General features: G+C 64.9%; 21 protein-coding genes. 10 read left to right on the top strand and 11 right to left on the bottom strand.

What is annotated here, in order from left to right; all coding sequences use genetic code 11:
• The first annotated feature begins 283 nt into the window (after positions 1-283).
• Positions 284-484, top strand: coding sequence for a hypothetical protein (locus ACVIYL_RS18975; protein ID WP_092090232.1), 201 nt, complete (start codon positions 284-286; stop codon positions 482-484).
• Positions 485-765: 281 nt separating this feature from the next.
• On the opposite strand, the gene ACVIYL_RS18970 is transcribed toward ACVIYL_RS18975, so the two are convergent.
• The 4 genes from ACVIYL_RS18970 to fliI all read right to left on the bottom strand — a co-directional run bounded on the left by ACVIYL_RS18970 (position 766) and on the right by fliI (position 4,360).
• Positions 766-1,734, bottom strand: coding sequence for an anti-sigma factor (locus ACVIYL_RS18970; RefSeq protein WP_456779449.1), 969 nt, complete (start codon positions 1,732-1,734; stop codon positions 766-768).
• Positions 1,735-1,737: 3 nt separating this feature from the next.
• Positions 1,738-2,283 carry a sigma-70 family RNA polymerase sigma factor gene (locus ACVIYL_RS18965; protein WP_016848566.1) on the bottom strand — a complete coding sequence of 182 codons (546 nt, stop codon included), beginning with the start codon at positions 2,281-2,283 and terminating at the stop codon, positions 1,738-1,740.
• Between the two features lie 223 nt (positions 2,284-2,506).
• A complete protein-coding gene (fliJ, locus tag ACVIYL_RS18960) occupies positions 2,507-2,926 on the bottom strand; it encodes a flagellar export protein FliJ (RefSeq protein ID WP_456779448.1) in 420 nt (139 codons plus the stop codon).
• 108 nt (positions 2,927-3,034) lie between these two features.
• Positions 3,035-4,360 (bottom strand): flagellar protein export ATPase FliI, encoded by a 1,326-nt coding sequence (gene fliI / locus ACVIYL_RS18955; protein WP_310881916.1) that lies wholly within the window; start codon positions 4,358-4,360, stop codon positions 3,035-3,037.
• A gap of 367 nt (positions 4,361-4,727) precedes the next feature.
• On the opposite strand from fliI, the gene ctrA reads away from it, so the two are divergent.
• The 5 genes from ctrA (at position 4,728) to ACVIYL_RS18930 (ending at position 7,969) form a co-directional block, all read left to right on the top strand.
• Positions 4,728-5,429, top strand: coding sequence for a response regulator transcription factor CtrA (gene ctrA / locus ACVIYL_RS18950; RefSeq protein WP_016848562.1), 702 nt, complete (start codon positions 4,728-4,730; stop codon positions 5,427-5,429).
• Between the two features lie 166 nt (positions 5,430-5,595).
• Positions 5,596-6,000 (top strand): DUF350 domain-containing protein, encoded by a 405-nt coding sequence (locus ACVIYL_RS18945; RefSeq protein WP_057015189.1) that lies wholly within the window; start codon positions 5,596-5,598, stop codon positions 5,998-6,000.
• Positions 6,001-6,016: 16 nt separating this feature from the next.
• A complete protein-coding gene (locus ACVIYL_RS18940; RefSeq protein WP_456779447.1) occupies positions 6,017-6,451 on the top strand; it encodes a hypothetical protein in 435 nt (144 codons plus the stop codon).
• 105 nt (positions 6,452-6,556) lie between these two features.
• The gene (locus ACVIYL_RS18935; RefSeq protein ID WP_304496725.1) at positions 6,557-6,778 is read left to right on the top strand and encodes a hypothetical protein; all 222 of its coding nucleotides are present in this window, start codon (positions 6,557-6,559) and stop codon (positions 6,776-6,778) included.
• A 33-nt stretch (positions 6,779-6,811) separates the two neighbouring features.
• On the top strand, positions 6,812-7,969 hold the full coding sequence (locus ACVIYL_RS18930) for a glutathionylspermidine synthase family protein (protein ID WP_456779446.1): 1,158 nt from the start codon (positions 6,812-6,814) through the stop codon (positions 7,967-7,969).
• A gap of 160 nt (positions 7,970-8,129) precedes the next feature.
• On the opposite strand, the gene ACVIYL_RS18925 is transcribed toward ACVIYL_RS18930, so the two are convergent.
• From ACVIYL_RS18925 to ACVIYL_RS18905, 5 genes are all read right to left on the bottom strand, one after another.
• Positions 8,130-9,002 (bottom strand): CheR family methyltransferase, encoded by an 873-nt coding sequence (locus ACVIYL_RS18925; protein WP_456779445.1) that lies wholly within the window; start codon positions 9,000-9,002, stop codon positions 8,130-8,132.
• Entirely contained in the window at positions 8,999-10,165 is a 1,167-nt protein-coding gene (locus ACVIYL_RS18920; protein ID WP_456779444.1) for a protein-glutamate methylesterase/protein-glutamine glutaminase, read from the bottom strand. The genes ACVIYL_RS18925 and ACVIYL_RS18920 overlap by 4 nt, the downstream gene beginning before the upstream one ends.
• A gap of 130 nt (positions 10,166-10,295) precedes the next feature.
• A complete protein-coding gene (locus ACVIYL_RS18915) occupies positions 10,296-10,661 on the bottom strand; it encodes a response regulator (protein ID WP_018273268.1) in 366 nt (121 codons plus the stop codon).
• A gap of 63 nt (positions 10,662-10,724) precedes the next feature.
• The gene (locus ACVIYL_RS18910) at positions 10,725-11,195 is read right to left on the bottom strand and encodes a chemotaxis protein CheW (RefSeq protein WP_456779443.1); all 471 of its coding nucleotides are present in this window, start codon (positions 11,193-11,195) and stop codon (positions 10,725-10,727) included.
• A gap of 22 nt (positions 11,196-11,217) precedes the next feature.
• Positions 11,218-13,974 carry a hybrid sensor histidine kinase/response regulator gene (locus tag ACVIYL_RS18905; protein ID WP_456779442.1) on the bottom strand — a complete coding sequence of 919 codons (2,757 nt, stop codon included), beginning with the start codon at positions 13,972-13,974 and terminating at the stop codon, positions 11,218-11,220.
• Here ACVIYL_RS18905 and ACVIYL_RS18900 point away from each other — a divergent pair.
• Entirely contained in the window at positions 13,973-14,155 is a 183-nt protein-coding gene (locus ACVIYL_RS18900; protein WP_456779441.1) for a hypothetical protein, read from the top strand. The genes ACVIYL_RS18905 and ACVIYL_RS18900 overlap by 2 nt on opposite strands.
• Positions 14,156-14,175: 20 nt before the next feature.
• Here ACVIYL_RS18900 and chpT read toward each other — a convergent pair whose 3' ends face one another.
• Positions 14,176-14,823 (bottom strand): histidine phosphotransferase ChpT, encoded by a 648-nt coding sequence (gene chpT / locus ACVIYL_RS18895; RefSeq protein ID WP_456779440.1) that lies wholly within the window; start codon positions 14,821-14,823, stop codon positions 14,176-14,178.
• A gap of 256 nt (positions 14,824-15,079) precedes the next feature.
• On the opposite strand from chpT, the gene cysQ reads away from it, so the two are divergent.
• Positions 15,080-15,907 carry a 3'(2'),5'-bisphosphate nucleotidase CysQ gene (cysQ, locus tag ACVIYL_RS18890; protein WP_456779439.1) on the top strand — a complete coding sequence of 276 codons (828 nt, stop codon included), beginning with the start codon at positions 15,080-15,082 and terminating at the stop codon, positions 15,905-15,907.
• On the opposite strand, the gene ACVIYL_RS18885 is transcribed toward cysQ, so the two are convergent.
• On the bottom strand, positions 15,908-16,372 hold the full coding sequence (locus ACVIYL_RS18885; protein WP_057019309.1) for a YHS domain-containing (seleno)protein: 465 nt from the start codon (positions 16,370-16,372) through the stop codon (positions 15,908-15,910).
• A 153-nt stretch (positions 16,373-16,525) separates the two neighbouring features.
• On the opposite strand from ACVIYL_RS18885, the gene ACVIYL_RS18880 reads away from it, so the two are divergent.
• Both ACVIYL_RS18880 and ACVIYL_RS18875 read left to right on the top strand, forming a co-directional pair.
• On the top strand, positions 16,526-17,131 hold the full coding sequence (locus ACVIYL_RS18880) for a DUF1134 domain-containing protein (RefSeq protein ID WP_016843676.1): 606 nt from the start codon (positions 16,526-16,528) through the stop codon (positions 17,129-17,131).
• Positions 17,132-17,368: 237 nt separating this feature from the next.
• Positions 17,369-18,652: a hypothetical protein gene (locus ACVIYL_RS18875; RefSeq protein WP_456779438.1), complete on the top strand. Its 1,284-nt coding sequence runs from the start codon at positions 17,369-17,371 to the stop codon at positions 18,650-18,652.
• The last annotated feature ends 5 nt before the right edge of the window (positions 18,653-18,657 follow it).

The raw sequence follows: 18,657 nt of genomic DNA, 5'->3' as shown, positions 1-18,657 counted from the left end.
TCGCCACAGGCAACTGATTTATGCAGAACAGGCCGGAACGGCCCTATCTGGGATGCAGCATCCCAGCATAATCCCAAGACACTGATATTAAATAGCTTTAATGCGTCTCGGATTACCAAAGGGTCATTTCTGATCGCGCCCGATCACGTCTCATCACGGCCTTGTGATGGCCTCTAGGGAACGGAATCGGCAAATCCTACGTTAGCGGGGCACGAGACGTTGAACCGGACAACAGACCGAACCGACAGATTTACTGAGAGCAGGAAGGCGGCAGGAGACTTCCATGAACCACTCGATCTACAGCGCCGATCGTATGACGCACCTGAAGATTGTGGTTGTGGCGTTGTTCGCCGGTATCCTGGTCGCGGGCTTCGGCATCGCGGCACATAATTCGTCGGATGAGGGATACACGCAGACGGCGCGGGTCATGAAGGCCGGCAAGCCGGTCGCGATCACCAGCACCAGCAACTCGCTGGTCCGCTAACAGGAGAGTTTCACGAATTCACGTAGTGTTCTTTACAGCCCCCCAAAGTCGCTGCGTGGATATTTAAGACCCCCAACTACCCCCAAGTTGACTATCGAAAACGCCCGCTCCCCACGGGCGTTTTCTTTTTTTGCGGGTGGCCGACGCGACATCTTATTCACGTCATTGCGAGCGCAGCGAAGCAATCCACTGTCACCGCTCGTGCGGAAGGATGGATTGCTTCGCTGCGCTCGCAATGACGGACGGCCACCATCGGCAACCTCTGACGATGGGCGGCTGGCCTATCGCGGCGGCGAAGCCGACGCGCCCGGCACGGTCTCGATCAGCTTGCCGGTGAAGATCGGCGCCGAGGTCGGCTGGCCGTTCGGCGAGCCGCCGGCCTGCTCGACGGTCACCGCATAGGTGGCGCCGTTGATCACGTCAGAATCGTAGCCCGACAGCACCGGCCGCGCGGTGAAATCATCGGCGCCGATCACGCCGAGCGAGCGCGGCTGCGGCAGCTTGTCGGAGATCAGCCAGAGCTCGAAACTCTTGCCGGGCTCCGACGGGGCGCCGACCTTGCGGACGGTAAAATTCTTGGTGGCGCCGTCGATGGTCATGATGAAGGCCGGCCCGCCACTCGGCCCCTGCAGCAGCGCGACATATTGCGCCGACGGCGTCAACGCTGGCGCCGGCGTCTTCACTTCGACGGTCTGGATGCGCGGCTTCGGCCGGATCGCATTCGGCAGAGCGTCGGGCTTGTAGATCTGCAGGCCGAGCGTCACCAGCAGCGCGGCCGCGATCGCGGTCGCGGCCGACGCGATACCGCGCCAGCGTTTCACGCGGCCCGTCAGCGCGGTCACGTTGCGTTCGTCGAAGATGACCCGCGGCGGTCTGGCCTCGGGCAGCCTCCGGGGCTCGGGCAACTGTGCAGGCTCCGGATCGAACGCCGAGCCGAATTCGGGATCGTCCGTGATTGGCGAAGGCGGCGGCGTCACCGTCGTGGCCGGCGTCTCCGGCAGCACCAGCGGCGCCTGCGGCGCGCTCGCGGGGCCGATCGCCGCCTTGATGTTGTCCCAGACCACCGGACGCGGCTCGACCAGGCCGACCATCTGGTTCAGCGGCCCGAGCCTGAACTGCCAGGCCTGCACCAGCGCTGCGAACTCGCTGTCGACGGCCATCATGGTCTCGACCTGCGCGCGCTCCTCGGCATCGAGCGTACCGAGCGCATATTCCGCGGCGAGCGCGATATGGTCTTCGCTATAGGCCATCAATCAGAGTCCAAGACACTCCCGGATATCCATCAGGCTGCGTCGCAGCCAAGTCTTCACCGTGTTCACCGGCGTCTCGAACTTTGCGGCGAGCTGCTCGCGGCTCCAGCCGTTGTAATAGGCGAGCAGCACGAGCTTCTGACGATCCGGCTCCAGACGACCGACGCACTCCAGCAATCGCTTCAACTCTTCCGTCATCTCCCGTCGCGCCAGCGGATCGGGCTGGTCGGCTGCGACCTCCATCGCGGCCGGCTCGTCCTCCAGCGAGGCCTCGCCGCGCTTGCGCACTACGTCGATGGCGCGGTTGCGCGCGATCGACGTCATCCACGTGATCGGGGACGACAGGGCTGGGTTGAACTGCCCGGCGCTGTTCCAGATCTTGACGTAAGCCTCCTGAATGACCTCCTCGGCGAGGTCCTGTCGCCGCAAGATACGGAGCACGACACCGAAGAGTTTCGCGCGGGTCGCGGCGTACAGCCGCTCAAAGGCGGCCTCATCTCCCTTGGCGACGGCGGCGATCAGCCAGACCAGCTCAGCCGGCGTCAGCATCTTGCGCCCTCCAAGCCCCGATCCCCCATCGCCTCATTGCCACCGTGCTGCCGATCATCCCGTCCGGACCGGTGGTAGCATATTTTGGGACACCACGATCCGCCAAGGGGCTAACAAGGGGCTAACAAGTGGCCGGCAAGTCGGCGGCTTGTGGACAGCGCCCAGCAAAAAGCCCGGGCGATCGGCCCGGGCTCTCAATCTGGTCAGCGGAGGGAGCGAGGGTTCAGGCGATGACGCCGAGACGGGCCCGCATCAGGCCGATCGAATCCATGTCGGCTTGTTCGCGAGCGCTCTCCTCCGCGCGTTCGCGCGCCTGGTCGCGCTCGTCGAGCAACTCGACCTTCTTCAATTCCTCGAATGCCTCCGACAGCAGCGCCTTGGCGTCGTCGAGCTGGGCGCGCAGTTCGTCGGCCGAACGGGTCAGGTTCTCGCGGCGCTGGATCGCGGCCTTGGCATAGGTCGGATAGGCGAAGTGCGTGGGGTCGTCGATCCCGGCGCGCTCCTGCTCGGTCTGGATCTCGCGCTCGAGCTCGACCGACATGCGCTGGAAGTCGGCGATCATGCCTTCGATCTGGGTAACCCGACGGCGCTTCTCGTCGACCTGAAATTTCTTCAGGCGAATCAGCGTTTCACGTGACTTCATCGACTCATACTCCCCAGAAGTCCCAAATCTGAACGCGGGACAGAGCCGGCTCCCCGCTGGGCCCCGCCGGCATAGCTATGGTGTGCCGGTGATGATGGCCCGACAAAGTTAGCGTTCCGTTTCCAAACCCGACAGGATTTGAGCCAGTTGCCGGTAGCCGTCGGGAAGGCTGGTGGACTCGTCCTTGGCCTGGCGCAGGTAGGCCTCGAGCGGCTCATGCAGCCGGATCGCCTCGTCGACCTCCGCGCTGGAACCCGGCCGGTAGGCCCCGAGCCGGATCAATTCCTCCATGTCGGCATAGGTCGCCATCACCTGCCGCGCCTTGTTGATGTAGGGCAGGAAGTCGGGGTCGGCCGACCGCGGCATGGTGCGCGACACCGACTTGAGGATGTTGACCGCGGGATAGCGGCCGCGCTCGGCGATCGCCCGCTGCATCACGATATGGCCGTCGAGGATGCCGCGCACCGCGTCCGCGATCGGCTCATTGTGATCGTCGCCGTCGACCAGCACGGTGAAAATCGCGGTGATGGTGCCGTCGCCGGTGCCCGGCCCTGCCCGCTCGAGCAGCTTGGGCAGTTCGGTGAACACCGTCGGCGTGTAGCCCTTGGCGGTCGGCGGCTCGCCCGCCGAGAGGCCGATCTCGCGCTGCGCCATCGCAAAGCGCGTCACCGAGTCCATCAGGCACAACACATCCTGGTCCTCGTCGCGGAAATATTCCGCGATGGCGAGCGTCAGATACGCTGCCTGGCGCCGCATCAGCGCCGGCTCGTCCGAGGTCGCGACCACCACGACCGAGCGCGCCAGCCCCTCCTCGCCGAGATCCTCCTGGAGGAATTCCTGCACCTCGCGGCCGCGTTCGCCGATCAGCCCGATCACCGAGATCGCGGCATCGACATTGCGCGCCAGCATCGACAGCAGCACCGACTTGCCGACGCCGGAGCCGGCGAAGATGCCGAGCCGCTGGCCGCGGCAGCAGGTCAGGAAAGTATTGAGACCGCGCACGCCGAGATCGAGCGGCGGACCGACCCGCTTGCGCGAATGCGCCGGCGGCGGCGAGTTGCGGTAGGACATCGGCGAGGCGCCCTGCACCAGCGGGCCCTTGCCGTCGATCGGCTCGCCCATCGCGTTGACGACGCGGCCAAGCCAGGCCGGCGACGGCCGCACCTGGCTCGCCGCATTGGCGATCACCGCGCGGCAACCGCGCCTCACGCCATCTAATCCGCCGAACGGCATCACCACCGCGTTCTCGCCGGAGAAGCCGATCACCTCGGCGGGAATGAAGCGGCCCGCGCCGACGTCGATCACGATGCGGGCGCCGACCGACATCGCGTGAATGGGGCCCGCGATCTCGACCATCAACCCGCGGACGCCGACCACGCGGCCATAAATATTGACGCCGTCGATGTCGCCGATCTGCTCCGCGAGCGCCTTCATTGCGAAAACCTTAAGTTTCCGCTTTTTTGCTCCGGCCGCTTAACTTCGTGTTTACCCGCATCATTAATCATTGCGTCACTGTCTTTGGTGACTGAGGTCGCTTGCCCATCAGAAGAAGGGCGAGTCGCGAGAGTCGGTTAGGCCCGGCTCTTAATGTGGAAACTGAACGAGCGCGGTTAGGAAAAGCTTCTTCTACGCAATATCTTAGGGCGATTCGACAAAAATTGCACGGTTAGAGCTTGCGTCGAGGAATCAGTTTTTGTTAACCATATCTCGTCAGGATCCGAATCAGTTGTTCAAAGGCGTTTTGTGAGTGCCGCAAGTGCGGCCGACCTGACGCCCGGAGCGGCGACTATAGGGGACTGGCATGCGCGTTTTGCTGATTGAAGATGATAGCGCCGTCGCGCAGTCGATCGAATTGATGCTCAAATCCGAGAGTTTCAACGTCTACACGACGGACCTCGGCGAAGAAGGTGTCGATCTCGGCAAGCTTTACGACTACGACATCATCCTGCTCGACCTCAACCTGCCCGACATGTCCGGCTACGACGTGCTCAAGCAGCTCCGGGTTTCGAAGATCAAGACTCCCATTCTGATCCTCTCCGGCCTCGCCGGCATCGAGGACAAGGTCAAGGGTCTCGGCGTCGGCGCCGACGACTACATGACCAAGCCCTTCCACAAGGACGAGCTGGTTGCCCGCATCCACGCGATCGTGCGCCGCTCCAAGGGGCACGCCCAATCGGTCATCCAGACCGGCGATCTCGTGGTCAATCTCGACACCAAGACGGTCGAGGTCGGCGGCCAGCGCGTGCATCTGACCGGCAAGGAATACCAGATGCTGGAGCTGCTCTCGCTCCGCAAGGGCACCACCCTCACCAAGGAAATGTTCCTCAACCATCTCTACGGCGGCATGGACGAGCCGGAGCTGAAGATCATCGACGTCTTCATCTGCAAGCTCCGCAAGAAGCTCGCCAACGCCTCCGAAGGCCGCAACTTCATCGAGACCGTGTGGGGCCGCGGCTACGTGCTGCGCGAGCCGCACGAGGCCGACGAGCGTATTCCCGCCTGACCTTCTGGGCCCGCAGAGAACCGCAAGGTTCGCTCCTTTCGACCTGAACCCCGCCGCAAATGGCGGGGTTTTTGTTTGGATTGAACCGGCTCTCGGCATGCGCCGACCAAGGGAACGTGCAATCCTGCCTCGCGCGAATCCCGACGAACTCCCGGACCGCCCCGACATGATCCTGCAATCCCTCGCCGGCCTGCCGGCGTTCCTGGTCTATTTCTGCACGGCGCTGATCGCCGTGGTCGCCTACCTCTTCGTCTACACGCGCGTCACCCCGCATGACGAATTCCAGCTGATCCGCGACAACGATCCGGCGGCGGCGATTGCGCTGGGCTTAAGCCTGCTCGGCTTCGTGCTGCCGGTGGTCAGCGCGATCGCCCACTCCGCCAATGTGGTGGACTGCCTGATCTGGAGCATCATCGCGCTGATCGTGCAGATCATCGTCTATTACATCGTGAAGATCCCGGTGCCGAACCTGTCGGGGCGGATCGCCTCCGGCGAAATGGCGCCGGCGATCTGGCTCGGGCTGTCCTCGCTGGCCGCAGGCGCGCTGAACGCGGCCTGCATGATCTACTGAGCCGTTGAGCCAAACCATGGCGCGCAAACCGAACCCGGACTTCGGCAAACGGCGACCGGTCGTGCCGGCGGTGCCGACGCCGCCGCGGCCGGATGCGCCATCCAAGCGCTCCAACCACGTCGCGCTGCTCTTGATGGGAACGCTCGCGGTCGGCGGCAGCGCCTACGCGCTGATGCCGCGGCCGAATTGCCAGCCGGTGCCGCCGACGCCGCCGGGCGTCACCGCACCGGGCGTCGTCACACCGGTCCCGCCACAACCCGGCGTCGACTGCACGGCGCGCAGCTCATCGTCCGGATCGGGCGGCAGCAGCGGCTCGTCGCGCAGCAGCTTCTATAACAGCAACTCCTCGTCGAGCGGCACCTCCTCTTCCTCGAGCTCATCGTCAAGCTCGTCGGTGAGCCGCGGCGGCTTCGGTTCATTCGCGCATGCGTTCGGCTTTAGCGGCGGCTGATGCATGTTGCCGTGTCATCGCCGTGTCATCGCGCTTTCGCTTGCCCGGCGAACGCAGCTGATGGAAACTCCGCGCTCCGCAGACGGCAAGGCAGGGATTGCGTCCATGAAACGCTCGCGCCGGGTATGGCTGAAATTGATGGGAAGTATCGCGATCGGCGCGGCGTCGATCGGCCTGACGACAAGCCATGCCCGCAGCCACCATCACCACGCAGGACACGACGCGAAGCGAAAGTCCGCGGAACGGTCACCCTCCGGGGGCTTCGGCGGCGCGCCGCGCACCATCGCCCGCTACGGCGACGACGATCCGTCGCACGGCGGAAGCTGACACCAGGCTGACGAGCGAACGCGGTTTCCCCTCATGCAACGCATCGCATGTCCCGAACGCGACGATTGGCGGACGACTGCCGAGAACGCCGGCTTCACCTTCCACACCATCGACGGCGAACGGTACTGGGACGAGCGCGCCTATTACGCCTTCACGCTGGACGAGATCGAGCGCTCGATCGAGGCGCCGACCGGCGAAATCGACGCGATGTGTCTCGAGCTCGCCGGACGCGCGGTCAGGGATGAGCGCTATCTGCGCCGGCTGAAGATACCGGAGGCGTTCTGGGATCTGATCGCGGCAAGCTGGCGCCGCAGGAATCCGAGCCTGTACGGCCGGCTCGATCTCACCTTCGACGGCCGCGGCCCGGCCAAGCTGCTCGAATACAATGCCGACACGCCGACCTCGATCTTCGAGGCCGCGGTATTTCAATGGACCTGGCTCGAACAGGCGATTGCGCGCAACATCATCCCGAAGCGCGCCGACCAGTTCAACTCGATCCACGACCGGCTGATCGAGGCCTGGAAAAGGATCGGCGCGACCCACCCGCTGCATCTCACCGGACTGACCGGAAATCCCGAGGACGCCGGCACGCTCGCCTATCTCGAGGACACCGCGGCGCAGGCCGGGCTGAAGACCACGCTGCTCGACATCGAGGAGATCGGACTGCGCGACGACTGTCAGTTCGTCGACCTCGACGAACGCCCGATCGCGCTCGCGTTCAAGCTCTATCCGTGGGAATGGATGTTCCACGACGCGTTCGGCAAGAACCTCGCGACCGCGCCGACGCAATGGATCGAGCCGCCATGGAAGGCGATCCTCTCCAACAAGGGCATCCTGCCGCTGCTCTGGGAGATGTTCCCGAACCACCCCAATCTGCTGCCGGCCTATTTCGAGGACGACCCGCAGGCCGCCCAGCTCGGGACCTCGTTCGTGCGCAAGCCGATCTATTCGCGCGAGGGCGCCAATGTCGAGCTGGTCAGCGCCGGCGTTACGCTGGTCGCCGAGCAAGGCCCCTACGGCGCCGAGGGCTTCATCCGCCAGGCGCTGGCGCCGCTGCCGAATTTTTCCGGGCAGTATCCGGTGCTCGGCAGCTGGCTGGTGGACGGCACGCCCTGCGGACTCTCGATTCGGGAAGACGAGAATCCAATCACCGGCAACACTTCGCGCTTCCTGCCGCACGCGATTCTGTAGTTCATGAACGTTGAGATGAACGCGGCTCTGTCGCCGTCATCCTGAGGTGCGAGCCCTTGCGAGCCTCGAAGGATGCACGGCCCGGCTGATGGCCGTCGACCCTTCGAGACGCCGCTTCGCGGCTCCTCAGGGTGACGGAGTTAGAGCGGGGTATCTCGTCTCACCGCGCAGCGGACGCAACCGCCTTCAGCACATGCAGCGCGGCGCCGGCGCGCGCGACTGGCGCAGTGGTCGGCTGATAGAGCCCGCGCCGGTCGGGATATGGTTTGAACAGGTTGGTGATGCCGACCACGGATTCCGCCGCGCCAAGCGCCAGCACGCCGTCGGGCTCGAGCATCCGGGACACCTTGCCGAAGATACCGGCCTTGGTCTGCTGATCGAAATAGATCAGCACGTTGCGGCAGAAGATCACGTCGAAGGTGCCGAGATGCGACAGGTCCTGCAACAGATTGAGCTGGCGGTGCTGCACCATGCCGCGGATATCGGCGTTGAGCTGCCAGAGCTCGCCCTGCTGCACGAAATACTTGACCAGCAGCTGGATCGGCAGGCCGCGCTGCACCTCGAACTGGCTGAACAAGCCGGCCTTCGCCTTTTCGAGCACCGCCTGCGACAGGTCGGTGGCGATGATCTCGATCCGCCAGCCGGCAAACAGCGCAGTCATCTCCTTCAGCAGCATCGCGATCGAATACGGCTCCTGCCCGGTCGACGACGCCGCGCACCAGATGCGCAAGCTGCGGCGCGCCGCGCGCGCCTGCGCGAGCGCGGGCAGCACCGCTTCCTTCAGATGGTCGAACGGGATCTTGTCGCGAAAGAAGAAGGTCTCGTTGGTGGTCATCGCTTCGACCACCTCCGATGTCAGCAGCTCCGCGCCGCCCTTCATCCGCTGCACCAGCTCGGGAATCCCGGCGAGGTTCGACCGGCGCGCCAAGGGCAGCAGGCGGCTCTCGACGAGATATTGCTTGTCGGCGGAGAGATCGAGGCCGGAACGCTCTTTCAGCAGCTTACGCAGATACTCGTAGTCCAGCGGCGTCACGAACGGTCTCCCGCAAATACCCGAACAAGCTTCGGTGCGATCTGATTGAGCGGCAGCACCGCGGCGCAGATGCCGGCATTGACCGCGGCACCGGGCATGCCCCACACCACGCTGGTTGCTTCGTCCTGCGCGATCACGCTGCCGCCGGCGGCGACGATGTCCTTGCCGCCGCGCATGCCGTCGGAGCCCATGCCGGTCAGGATCACCGACATGATGCTGCCCTGCCAGACGTCGATCGCGGAGGTGAACATCGGATCGACCGCGGGCTTGCAGAAATTGACCGGCGGTCCGTCGTCGAGCGCGATCGTGGCATCGATGCCGTGACGGGCAATCCGCATGTGGCGTCCGCCCGGCGCCAGATAGATCTGGCCCGGCTTGATGCTCTCGCCGTCGATCCCCTCATGCGCCGGCCGCTTGCTGGTACGCGCCAGATGTTCGGCGAGAATGGTGGTGAAGGTCGGCGGCATGTGCTGGGTGATCAGCACCGGGAAGCGATCGATCACCGGGCCGATCTCGGCGACCAGCGTCATCAGCGCCTGCGGTCCGCCGGTCGACGAGCCGATCAGCAGCACCTTGGGCGGCAGCAGGCCGAACGAACGGCGCGTGGCCTGGGCCGGCGCCGTGTGCGCGGCAGCGGGAGTCAGCGGACGCGATCTGTCATGACCGGGCGCAAGCGGCGGGCTTGCCGTCGTGTGCACCGGGCCGCGCCGCGCCCTGGCGCCGAGATGACGGATCTTCTGGATCAGGTCGTGGCGGAAGGTTTCCGCGGCGGTGGCCTCGCGCGTGCTTTCCGGCTTCGGAATGTAGTCGGACGCACCGAGCGAGAGAGCCTTCAGGCTGATCTCCGCGTTGCGGCGGGTCAGCGTGGAGGCCATGATGACGACGAGATCGCGCTTTTTCGCCAGCAGCTGCGGCAGCGCCGAGATGCCGTCGAGGTCTGGCATCTCGATATCGAGCACCGCGACATCGGGGTTGATGCGCTCGAGCTGGTTGACGGCGTCGAGACCGGTGCGCAGCGAGGCGACGACCTCCATGTCGGGCTCGGCGCCGATCCAGCGCGAGATCATCCCGCGGATCACCACGGAATCGTCGACCACCATCACCCGCACCTTGTCGGAACGGGTCGATGTCGGGACCGCAGTACTTGTCAACGCAACACTCATGACTTCACCAGCGACGCAACACGACGCACAACGACCGTTGAGCCGAGGGCTTCTGCCGCCGGATCGAACGAAGAATCTAAGTCAGCATGGTCTTCTCGGAAAACCGGTTCCCACTTTTCCGGATCATGCTCTAAATGAGTCCGACTTCCTGGAACTTCGCGGTGACGATGTCCCGGTCGAACGGCTTCATGATGTACTCGTTGGCACCGGCATGCAGCGCGCGTGCGATATGCGCGACGTCATTCTCGGTGGTGCAGAACACGACCTTGGGCTGATCGCCGCCGGGCATGCGGCGGAGATTGCCGAGAAACTCGTAGCCGTCCATGACCGGCATGTTCCAGTCGAGCAGCACCGCTTCCGGCATCGCGCGCTTGCAGGCCTCGAGCGCCTTGGCGCCGTCCTCGGCCTCGACGATCTGGAAATCGAGCCCTTCCAGGATGCGGCGGGCGACCTTGCGAATGACGCTTGAGTCATCGACAACAAGACAGGTTCTCATCTGCGACCTCTACTTCCTCATCCCCGGTGGGATGTTTCAGTTCTTCAGTTCGGGCGGCCCTGTTCACGCCGCTTTGGCGTCGGGCACCAGTTCGAGCACGCGATCGACATCGAGGACGACCATGAGCTGGCCGTCGAGGCGGTGGACGCCGCCGGCGAGCTTGGCCATGCGGGGATCGAGGTTGACCGGGTTGTCCTCGCGGCTGTTTTCGGAGAGCCGCAGCACCTCGCCGATCTGGTCGATCAACAGGCCATAGGATTCGCCGCGCTGGTCGACGCCGACCGCCATCGGCAGCTGGCCGTCATCGGCCTTCGGCAGCCCGAGCCGGGCGCGCATGTCGACCACGGTGACGATACGTCCGCGCAGATTGAGCACGCCGGCGATCTCGCTGGAGGCCAGCGGCACCCGCGTCAGCCGCTCCGGCATGAACACGTCCTGCACCCGCGAGATCGGCAGGCCGAACAGCTGCCCGCCGATCACGGCGGTGACGTATTCGGCCATCGCGCCTTCGCTTGTCTCGGTCTTGTTGGTCATCAATTCGTTTCCTTGCATCCGGTCACGCCGCCCGGCGCAGTTCGGCGGTCTGCTCCTTCAGCGCCGCGATCAGCCCGGGACGATCAAACTTGGCGACATAGTCGTGGAAGCCGGCCTGCCGGCCGCGCTCGATCGCCGCCGGCGACACCATCGCCGACAGCGCGATGATCGGCAGCCCGATCAGATTGTGGTCGCTTCGGATGTTCTCGGCGAACTCAAAGCCGTTCATCTCGGGCATCTCGATGTCGGTCAGCACGACGTCGAAGCTCTGTCCCGAACGCAGCGCCGCGAGCCCTTCCTGCGCGCCGCCCGCGGTCCTGACCTTGTAGCCGGCGGCTTTGAGCACCGGCGCCAGCATGTTGCGGAAGAACGCTGAGTCATCGACCAGCAGCACCGACTGCGCCGAGGCCGACGGGCGCATCTCCTTGCGCGAGAACCAGTCGGCGAACGCCATCGGCAGGAAGTGGCCGACGTCGATCACCTCGGTGGCCTGGCCCTTGATCACGGCCGAACCCAAAATGCCGTCCTGCGAACCCGCGACCTCGATGTTGAGCCGCTCCTCGACGATGTCGATGATCTCGTCGACCACGAGCCCCATCGAGCGGCCGTCGTCGGCGAACACCAGGATCGGCTGCGAGCCCTGGCTCTGCACCTCGACGCCGGCCATCTGCACCAGCGGCATCAGCTGCTCGCGGTACTGCACCATGTAGCGGCCGTTCGAGAGCTCGATCTTGTCGGTTGCGATCTCCTCCAGCCGGGTGACGAGGCCGAGCGGCACCGCCTTGGGCTGCAGGGAGCCGGCGCGGAACACCAACAGCGAGGTCAGCTGCTCGCCGCTTGCGGCATGGGCGTTCGCATTGTCGTCGGCGAGGTCATGGGCCGAGGAGCCGGACGCACCGAGGGCTTTTGCGATCCCGTTGGGGTCGATGATCATGATCACGGCGCCATCGCCCAAGATGGTGTTGCCGGAGAACATGTCGATGTGCCGCAGCTTGGTCGACATCGGCTTGACCACGATCTCCTCGGTGTGGAACACGCCGTCGACCACGATGCCGAAGGTCTGGCTGCCCACCTGAGTGACCACGATGAAGCCATTCTCGGCATCCGTAGTCGTCGCGCCGTCGTCGATCTTCAAGAGCTTCTTGAGGTGGATCAGCGGCAGCAGCTTGTTGCGCAGGCGCAGCACTGCGGTGTCCTTGATCCGCTCGATGCGGTGCTCGGAGTTGGCGCGGGCCCGCACCAGCTCGACGACAGACAATTGAGGAATCGCAAAGCGGTCGCCGCCGGCTTCCACGATCAAAGCGGAGACGATCGCCAAGGTCAGCGGGATCTTGATGGTGACCGAGGCGCCCTCGCCGGCCACGCTCTTGATGTCGATGGTGCCGCCGATCTGGTCGATATTGGTGCGCACCACGTCCATGCCGACGCCGCGGCCGGACACCGAGGTGACCTGTGCGGCGGTCGAGAAGCCCGGCGCGAAGATGAACTTGTGGATCTGGGCCTCGGTCATCTTCTCCAGTTCAGCCTCGGTGACGAGACCGTTCTGGAGCGCCTTGGCCTTGATCCGCTCGGTGTTGAGCCCGCGGCCATTGTCGGCGATGCAGATGATGATGTGGCCGCCTTCGTGATAGGCGGAGAGGCGAATGGTGCCCTGTTCTCCCTTGCCGGCGGCGACCCGCTCGGCGGTGGTCTCCAGCCCGTGATCGGCGGAGTTGCGCACCATGTGCGTCAGCGGATCCTTGATCAGGTCGAGCACCTGGCGGTCGAGCTCGGTGTCGGCGCCATGCATCTCGAGCTCGATCTGCTTGCCGAGTTCGCCGGAGAGGTCGCGGACGATGCGCGGCAGCTTCTGCCAGGCATTGCCGATCGGCTGCATGCGCGTCTTCATGACGCCTTCCTGCAGCTCGGCGGTGACGTTGGAGAGCCGCTGCAGCGGCACCTTGAACTCGGTGTCCTCGTTGCGGCGGGAGATCTCCAGCAGCTGGTTGCGGGTCAGCACCAGCTCGGAGACCATGGTCATGAGGTGTTCGAGGGTGTCGACATTGACCCGGATCGACTGGTTGGCGATCTTGTCGCCTTCCTGGACCTCCTCACCGGCGGCCTTGCGGGCCGGCTTCTTCGCAGCCTCAGCCGGCTCGGCGGCGGCGGCAGGTGCAGGCTTCACGACCGGCGCCGGTGCGGTGGCTTCGGTCTCGGTCTCGCGGAAGGCGCGCTCGAGCTCGTCGAGCGAGACCTCGCCCGGACGCAGCGGACGCTCCAGCGTCTGCACCACCAGCGTGCCTTCGGTCATCGCCGCCTGCACCGACGGAGCTTCGACGACCGGCACGTCTTCTTCAGCAGCAACCGGCATCGACTGCGTCGAGCCTGACGATATCGACTGCGTCGAATCGGACATCGCCGCCATGCCGTGCTCGACCATCGCTTCCAGCTGATCGATCAGATCGCGGTCGTTGCCCTCGGGCTCGGCTTCGGTCGCCTCGAGCCCGCCGAGGATCTCCTTGATGCGGTCGATCGAGGACAGGATCAGCGTCACGGCTTCCGCCGTCACCGGCATGCCGTCGCGGAATTTGCCCATCAAGGTCTCGCCGGCATGCGCCAGCGCCTCGAGCCGCGGCAGCCCGAGGAAGCCGCAGGTGCCCTTGATGGTGTGCACAAGCCGGAAGATGTTATCCAGGATCTTCGCGTTGTTCGGATCCTGCTCGAACTGCACCAGCTGGTTGTCGACCGTATCCAGGCTCTCGCTGCTCTCCGTCAGGAACTCGCGCAACAGATCGTCCATGAAACCAACCTTCGAAAACGCCGAAAACGCAGCGGCGCGCAACATCGACGCGCCTGACGGAACTCAGGTCAGCTTCTCCGCAAAGCGTTTAAGTTTGGTTGAGCAAATGGAAAGGAACGGGATCAACAAAGAGATAAGGCCGCGCGATCGAATCGCGCGGCCGGTCGTAACCTTTGATTAATGATATCGGCGCGGCCGCGGTCAGGACGCGGCAATGATAACCTTGTCTCCGTCGAGCGCGAGCGTCACCTTTAGCCCGCAGGCTTCCGCCAGCAGGCGGGTGTAGTGCGGTTGCACCGCATGCGCATCGACCGTGTTCGGCGAGGTCGCATTCAGAAGATCGACGATGTTCTGCGGCACGCGCGCATTGAGGCCCGCGGCCGTGATGCGGAAGCTCATGGTCTCACCCTCGCCGACCGGGTCGATGGTGAGCGTGCCGCCGCGCGGAATGGTCTGCTGCGCGATGACCAGCATGTTCAAGAGCAGCTTGACCCGGTTCTTGGGCAGGAGCAGCCGCGGCAAATTCCAGGTCAGCGTCACCTTGCCGTCCTCGATATGCCCCTTCGCCATGTTCTGGGCATCGCCGAGATCGATCTGCGCGCCGGAGGAACCGGCCGCGCCGAACGCCAGCCGGCAGAACTGCAACCGCGCCGAAGCGGTCTTGGCGCTCTTGCGAATCAGATCGAGCGCGAAGTCGCGGTCTTCGGGCTTGGGATTGTCGTCAAGGACCTCAAGCCCATTGACGATCGCGCCGACCGGACTGATGAGATCGTGACAGACCCGCGAGCACAAGAGCGCCGCGAGTTCGAGCGCGTCGGGAGCGGGACCGGGAGACGAAGTGCCAGACATCAATTGTTTCCTGGAAAGCCGCACGCCGACCGAGGAGTGCGAATCACGCATGCCTGTCGGCTTGATACACCGCGCAGACGGATGCTGCCAGCTTGCGGCGGGACTGATAAAGCATGATCCGGAAAAGTGGAAACCGGTTTTCCGAAAAGATCATGCTCAAACAAGGAGATGAGATCATGATGCGATGCTCCGTCATCGCATCATGATCTCAGGGAACACAAACAGGATATGCGACCCGCTGACATGAGACCCGCACATGAATAAGGCAAAGCCGTCCCTGATCGGCTGCGAGGCCGCCGCGACGCTGCTCGAATCACTGACCGAACTGGTGATCCGCGCCGGCGACGCGATTCTTGCGGTCAATCGTTCGACGATGAATGTTGCCGGCAAGGACGATGGGTCGCCGGTCACCGAGGCCGATCTCGCCGCCGACCACATCATCGTCGAAGGGCTGACGCGGCTCGCGCCGCAGGTGTCGTTGCTGTCCGAGGAGCGCGTCCATCTGGCGACGCCGCCCTATAAAGACAGTTTCTTCCTGATCGATCCGCTCGACGGCACCAAGGAGTTCGTTGCCGGCCGCAATGAATTCACCGTCAATGTGGCGCTGGTCACGCAAGGCGTGCCGCTGCTCGGCATCGTCGGCGCACCGGCGCTCGGGCTGATCTGGCGCGGCATCGTCGGCAAGGGCGCGGAGCGACTGACGCTGCAGGGCGGCGCGGTTTCGCAGGCGGTGCCGATCAAGACCCGTCCCTGCCCGCCGCGCGGCGCGCCATGGACGGTGGCAGTGAGCCGCTCGCATGGCGATGCGCGCACCGAAGCCTTCATCGACGCGCGCGGCAACGCGGTCCGCGCCGTGCTGGGCTCGGCGGTCAAATTCGGCCGCGTCGCCGAGGGCGAAGTCGATATCTATCCCCGCCTGTCGCCGACATCGGAGTGGGATGTTGCGGCAGGTCACGCGGTCGTCGTAGCGGCCGGCGGCAAGGTCACCGATTCGAACGGCAGCCCGTTGCATTTCGGGCTCGGCCGCGAAGACTTCCTGGTGCCGGAATTCATTGCCTGGGGCGATCCGGCCGCGGCGCCGTGATCACTGCGCGAGATTGTCTTCCAGCTCCGGCCAACGCGCCGCGGCTTCCTTCAAAAAGCGCGCGGGATCGGCGGCGAACACGTCACGGCTGCGTTCCCGGTTGAACAGGTAAAGCCTGTTCCCGACGACGGCCCAGAATCGCGGATTGCCCGCGCAGGTGACGCCCCGCACCAGATCGGTCGGATCGTAACCGCCGAATTGCGGGCCATAGATTTCGGGATGCGCCACGAACGAAGCGCGGTTGCCCTCGTTGCGGAAACGCCAGACCACGCCGTTCTCCGCGGCCTCGAATTCCGGCCGCCCCTGGGTGGCGGCGGCGTCGGTGAAATAGGCGACGGGATCGAATCCCTCGATCGCCAATCCGGAGTAGCGGTTCGTCACCACGCGCTCGGTTGTGGTGGCCTGAACAGGCAAGGACGGCCAGATGGCCGCCAAAATGCCCGCCAACAGGCCGAAAAACGCCATCCCCCGGCACGATCCATATCTTTCCTGCCGTTGTGCCGTCATAGTTGATACCGATAACATCCGAGTCGAGGGGACACCGGGCGCAACCTAGAGCCGTGCCTGTTGGCATCAGGTTAAAGGGCAGCGCCCGGATTTCGATAGCAGGGGTTCTTAATGACTTTCGCATCACGCCTTGCCGCGGTCGCGTTTGCCGCGCTGATGTGCTGGAGCGCAGGGGCGTCCGCGCAGCAGGGCCCGCCACCGCAATATCCGCCGCCACAGCGTGAGCCGACCCCGTATACTTACGGGCCCGACGAATTGGTCAATGCCGGACACAAGTTCTTCGGCAATGTCTCGCGCGGACTCGCCTCGGTCATCGAGCGCGCCGTCAGCCAGTGGGGCCTGCCCAATGGTTATGTGCTCGGCGAGGAAGGCTCCGGCGCCTTCGTGGCCGGGCTGCGCTATGGCGAAGGCACGCTCTACACCAAGAACGCCGGCGACCTCAGGGTCTACTGGCAGGGTCCCTCGGTCGGCTTCGACTGGGGCGGCGACGGCGCGAGGACCATGACGCTGGTCTACAACCTGCCTTCGACCCAGGCGATCTATCAGCGCTTCGTCGGCATCGACGGCTCGGCCTATATCGTCGGCGGCTTCGGCATGACGGCGCTGACCGCCAACAACATCGTGCTGGTCCCGATTCGCTCGGGCATCGGCTTGCGGCTCGGCGCCAGCGTCGGCTATCTCAAATTCACCCCGCGCGCGACCTGGAACCCGTTCTAGGGCGTTTCCAGCCGAGCGGACGCCGGTTCGCATCAAGAAAACGCGTCAGGACAGAATCCAGAGCCTCGTTCCGATTCAATCGGAACGAAGCACGAGGTCGCAGCCCTGATCGGGCGATGAGGCCGGCGCTCCGGCACGGTTAGCAATTCAGGTTAACGCGGCAATCGGGCTGGCCTTTGGCCGGCCCGCCGTGGCATTGTGATTAACAAATTCCTTCTTTTCTTGGAGTGACCCTTCATGATCGAGCCGATCATGTACGCGGCGATCGGTTTCCTGATCTCGATGCTGTGCGGCCTGATGATCGTTCCGCTGGTGCACAACCGGGCGGTGCGGCTGACCACGCGCCGCATGGAGGCGGCCACCCCGCTGTCGATGGCCGAGATCCAGGCCGACAAGGACCAGCTCCGCGCCGAATTCGCCATGTCGGCCCGCCGGCTCGAGATGAGCGTCGACCAGCTCAAGAGCAAGACCACGAGCCAGCTCGCCGAGCTCGGCAAGAAGACCGATGCGATCAACCGCATGAAGATCGAGCTCGGCGAGAAGAACGCCGCGATCTTCGCGCTGGAAGCGCGTGAAAAGGCGATGAAGGATCAGCTTCGCGCCACCGAGGAAGAATTCTCAGCCAAGACCGAGCTGTTGCGCAACGCCGAGCAGGCGCTGACCGACAAGCAGGGCGAGCTTGGCAAGATCAACGCCGAGCTCAACGACCGCGCGATGACCGCCGACAGCCGCCAGGTCGAACTGGTCGCGGTGCGGACCCAGGTCGAGGAGCTGAAGAACCGGGTCGGCGATGCCGCCAGGGAATTCGCGGCAACCGAAGCCCGCCTCGCCCAGGAGCGCAACCAGTCGGAAACCGCGACGCGCGATCTCACCGACGCACGCGGCCGGGTCGAGAATCTGAGCCAACGCGTCACCGATCTCGACCGCCAGCTCGTCGCCCAGGTCAAGGAAGCCGAGATGCTCGGCAACCGGGTCAACGACCTCGAAACGCGGCTTGCGACCCAGGGCAAGCTGCTTGCCGAGCGCGAATTCGAGAACGGCCAGTTGAAGCAGGCCAACGCCGCCGCCGAGCGGACGGTGCAGGAGCTGCGCGAAGAGATCGCAGCAGTGGGCGGCGGCAAATCCTCCGCGCTCGACAAGCTGCGCCAGGAGAAGGCTCAAGTCGAGGAGCAGCTGCGCACCGTCAGCGACGAGCGCGGCAAGCTGCAGCGCGACATCAACGCGATCCAGCAGCAGGCCGAGAGCTCCTGGGCGACCGAGCGGATGGAGAATGCGCTGCTGCGCGAGCGCATCAACGACATCGCCGCCGAGGTGGCCAAGCTCGCGATCCAGCTCGAGGGCCCCAACTCGGCGATCGAGGCCATGCTGGCGGCGGAGCCGACGGTGCCGGCCAAGGCGGCGGCCAAGCCCGCCAACGGCGTCTCGCCGGGCAGCGGGATGCCCGAGGGCGGCGGCACGCTCGCCGAGCGCATCCGGGCGCTGCAGTCACACGCCTCCCGCGCCCGCCAGCAAGGGGCGTGATTCCC

This window comes from Bradyrhizobium sp. USDA 3315 (assembly GCF_054056795.1).
This window is presented reverse-complemented; position numbering and strand designations above follow the sequence as displayed.

What these genes read in the sequence shown, in the direction of transcription:
- ctrA (WP_016848562.1), top strand. Translation starts at nt 4,728, where the DNA reads ATGCGCGTTTTGCTGATTGAAGATGATAGCGCCGTCGCGCAGTCGATC.
- ACVIYL_RS18965 (WP_016848566.1), bottom strand. Translation starts at nt 2,283, where the DNA reads ATGCTGACGCCGGCTGAGCTGGTCTGGCTGATCGCCGCCGTCGCCAAG.
- fliI (WP_310881916.1), bottom strand. Translation starts at nt 4,360, where the DNA reads ATGAAGGCGCTCGCGGAGCAGATCGGCGACATCGACGGCGTCAATATT.
- cysQ (WP_456779439.1), top strand. Translation starts at nt 15,080, where the DNA reads ATGAATAAGGCAAAGCCGTCCCTGATCGGCTGCGAGGCCGCCGCGACG.
- ACVIYL_RS18900 (WP_456779441.1), top strand. Translation starts at nt 13,973, where the DNA reads ATGAAACCAACCTTCGAAAACGCCGAAAACGCAGCGGCGCGCAACATC.
- ACVIYL_RS18945 (WP_057015189.1), top strand. Translation starts at nt 5,596, where the DNA reads ATGATCCTGCAATCCCTCGCCGGCCTGCCGGCGTTCCTGGTCTATTTC.
- ACVIYL_RS18930 (WP_456779446.1), top strand. Translation starts at nt 6,812, where the DNA reads ATGCAACGCATCGCATGTCCCGAACGCGACGATTGGCGGACGACTGCC.
- ACVIYL_RS18875 (WP_456779438.1), top strand. Translation starts at nt 17,369, where the DNA reads ATGATCGAGCCGATCATGTACGCGGCGATCGGTTTCCTGATCTCGATG.
- ACVIYL_RS18910 (WP_456779443.1), bottom strand. Translation starts at nt 11,195, where the DNA reads ATGACCAACAAGACCGAGACAAGCGAAGGCGCGATGGCCGAATACGTC.
- ACVIYL_RS18920 (WP_456779444.1), bottom strand. Translation starts at nt 10,165, where the DNA reads ATGAGTGTTGCGTTGACAAGTACTGCGGTCCCGACATCGACCCGTTCC.
- ACVIYL_RS18935 (WP_304496725.1), top strand. Translation starts at nt 6,557, where the DNA reads ATGAAACGCTCGCGCCGGGTATGGCTGAAATTGATGGGAAGTATCGCG.
- ACVIYL_RS18905 (WP_456779442.1), bottom strand. Translation starts at nt 13,974, where the DNA reads ATGGACGATCTGTTGCGCGAGTTCCTGACGGAGAGCAGCGAGAGCCTG.
- chpT (WP_456779440.1), bottom strand. Translation starts at nt 14,823, where the DNA reads ATGTCTGGCACTTCGTCTCCCGGTCCCGCTCCCGACGCGCTCGAACTC.
- ACVIYL_RS18880 (WP_016843676.1), top strand. Translation starts at nt 16,526, where the DNA reads ATGACTTTCGCATCACGCCTTGCCGCGGTCGCGTTTGCCGCGCTGATG.
- fliJ (WP_456779448.1), bottom strand. Translation starts at nt 2,926, where the DNA reads ATGAAGTCACGTGAAACGCTGATTCGCCTGAAGAAATTTCAGGTCGAC.
- ACVIYL_RS18915 (WP_018273268.1), bottom strand. Translation starts at nt 10,661, where the DNA reads ATGAGAACCTGTCTTGTTGTCGATGACTCAAGCGTCATTCGCAAGGTC.
- ACVIYL_RS18975 (WP_092090232.1), top strand. Translation starts at nt 284, where the DNA reads ATGAACCACTCGATCTACAGCGCCGATCGTATGACGCACCTGAAGATT.
- ACVIYL_RS18885 (WP_057019309.1), bottom strand. Translation starts at nt 16,372, where the DNA reads ATGGCGTTTTTCGGCCTGTTGGCGGGCATTTTGGCGGCCATCTGGCCG.
- ACVIYL_RS18940 (WP_456779447.1), top strand. Translation starts at nt 6,017, where the DNA reads ATGGCGCGCAAACCGAACCCGGACTTCGGCAAACGGCGACCGGTCGTG.
- ACVIYL_RS18970 (WP_456779449.1), bottom strand. Translation starts at nt 1,734, where the DNA reads ATGGCCTATAGCGAAGACCATATCGCGCTCGCCGCGGAATATGCGCTC.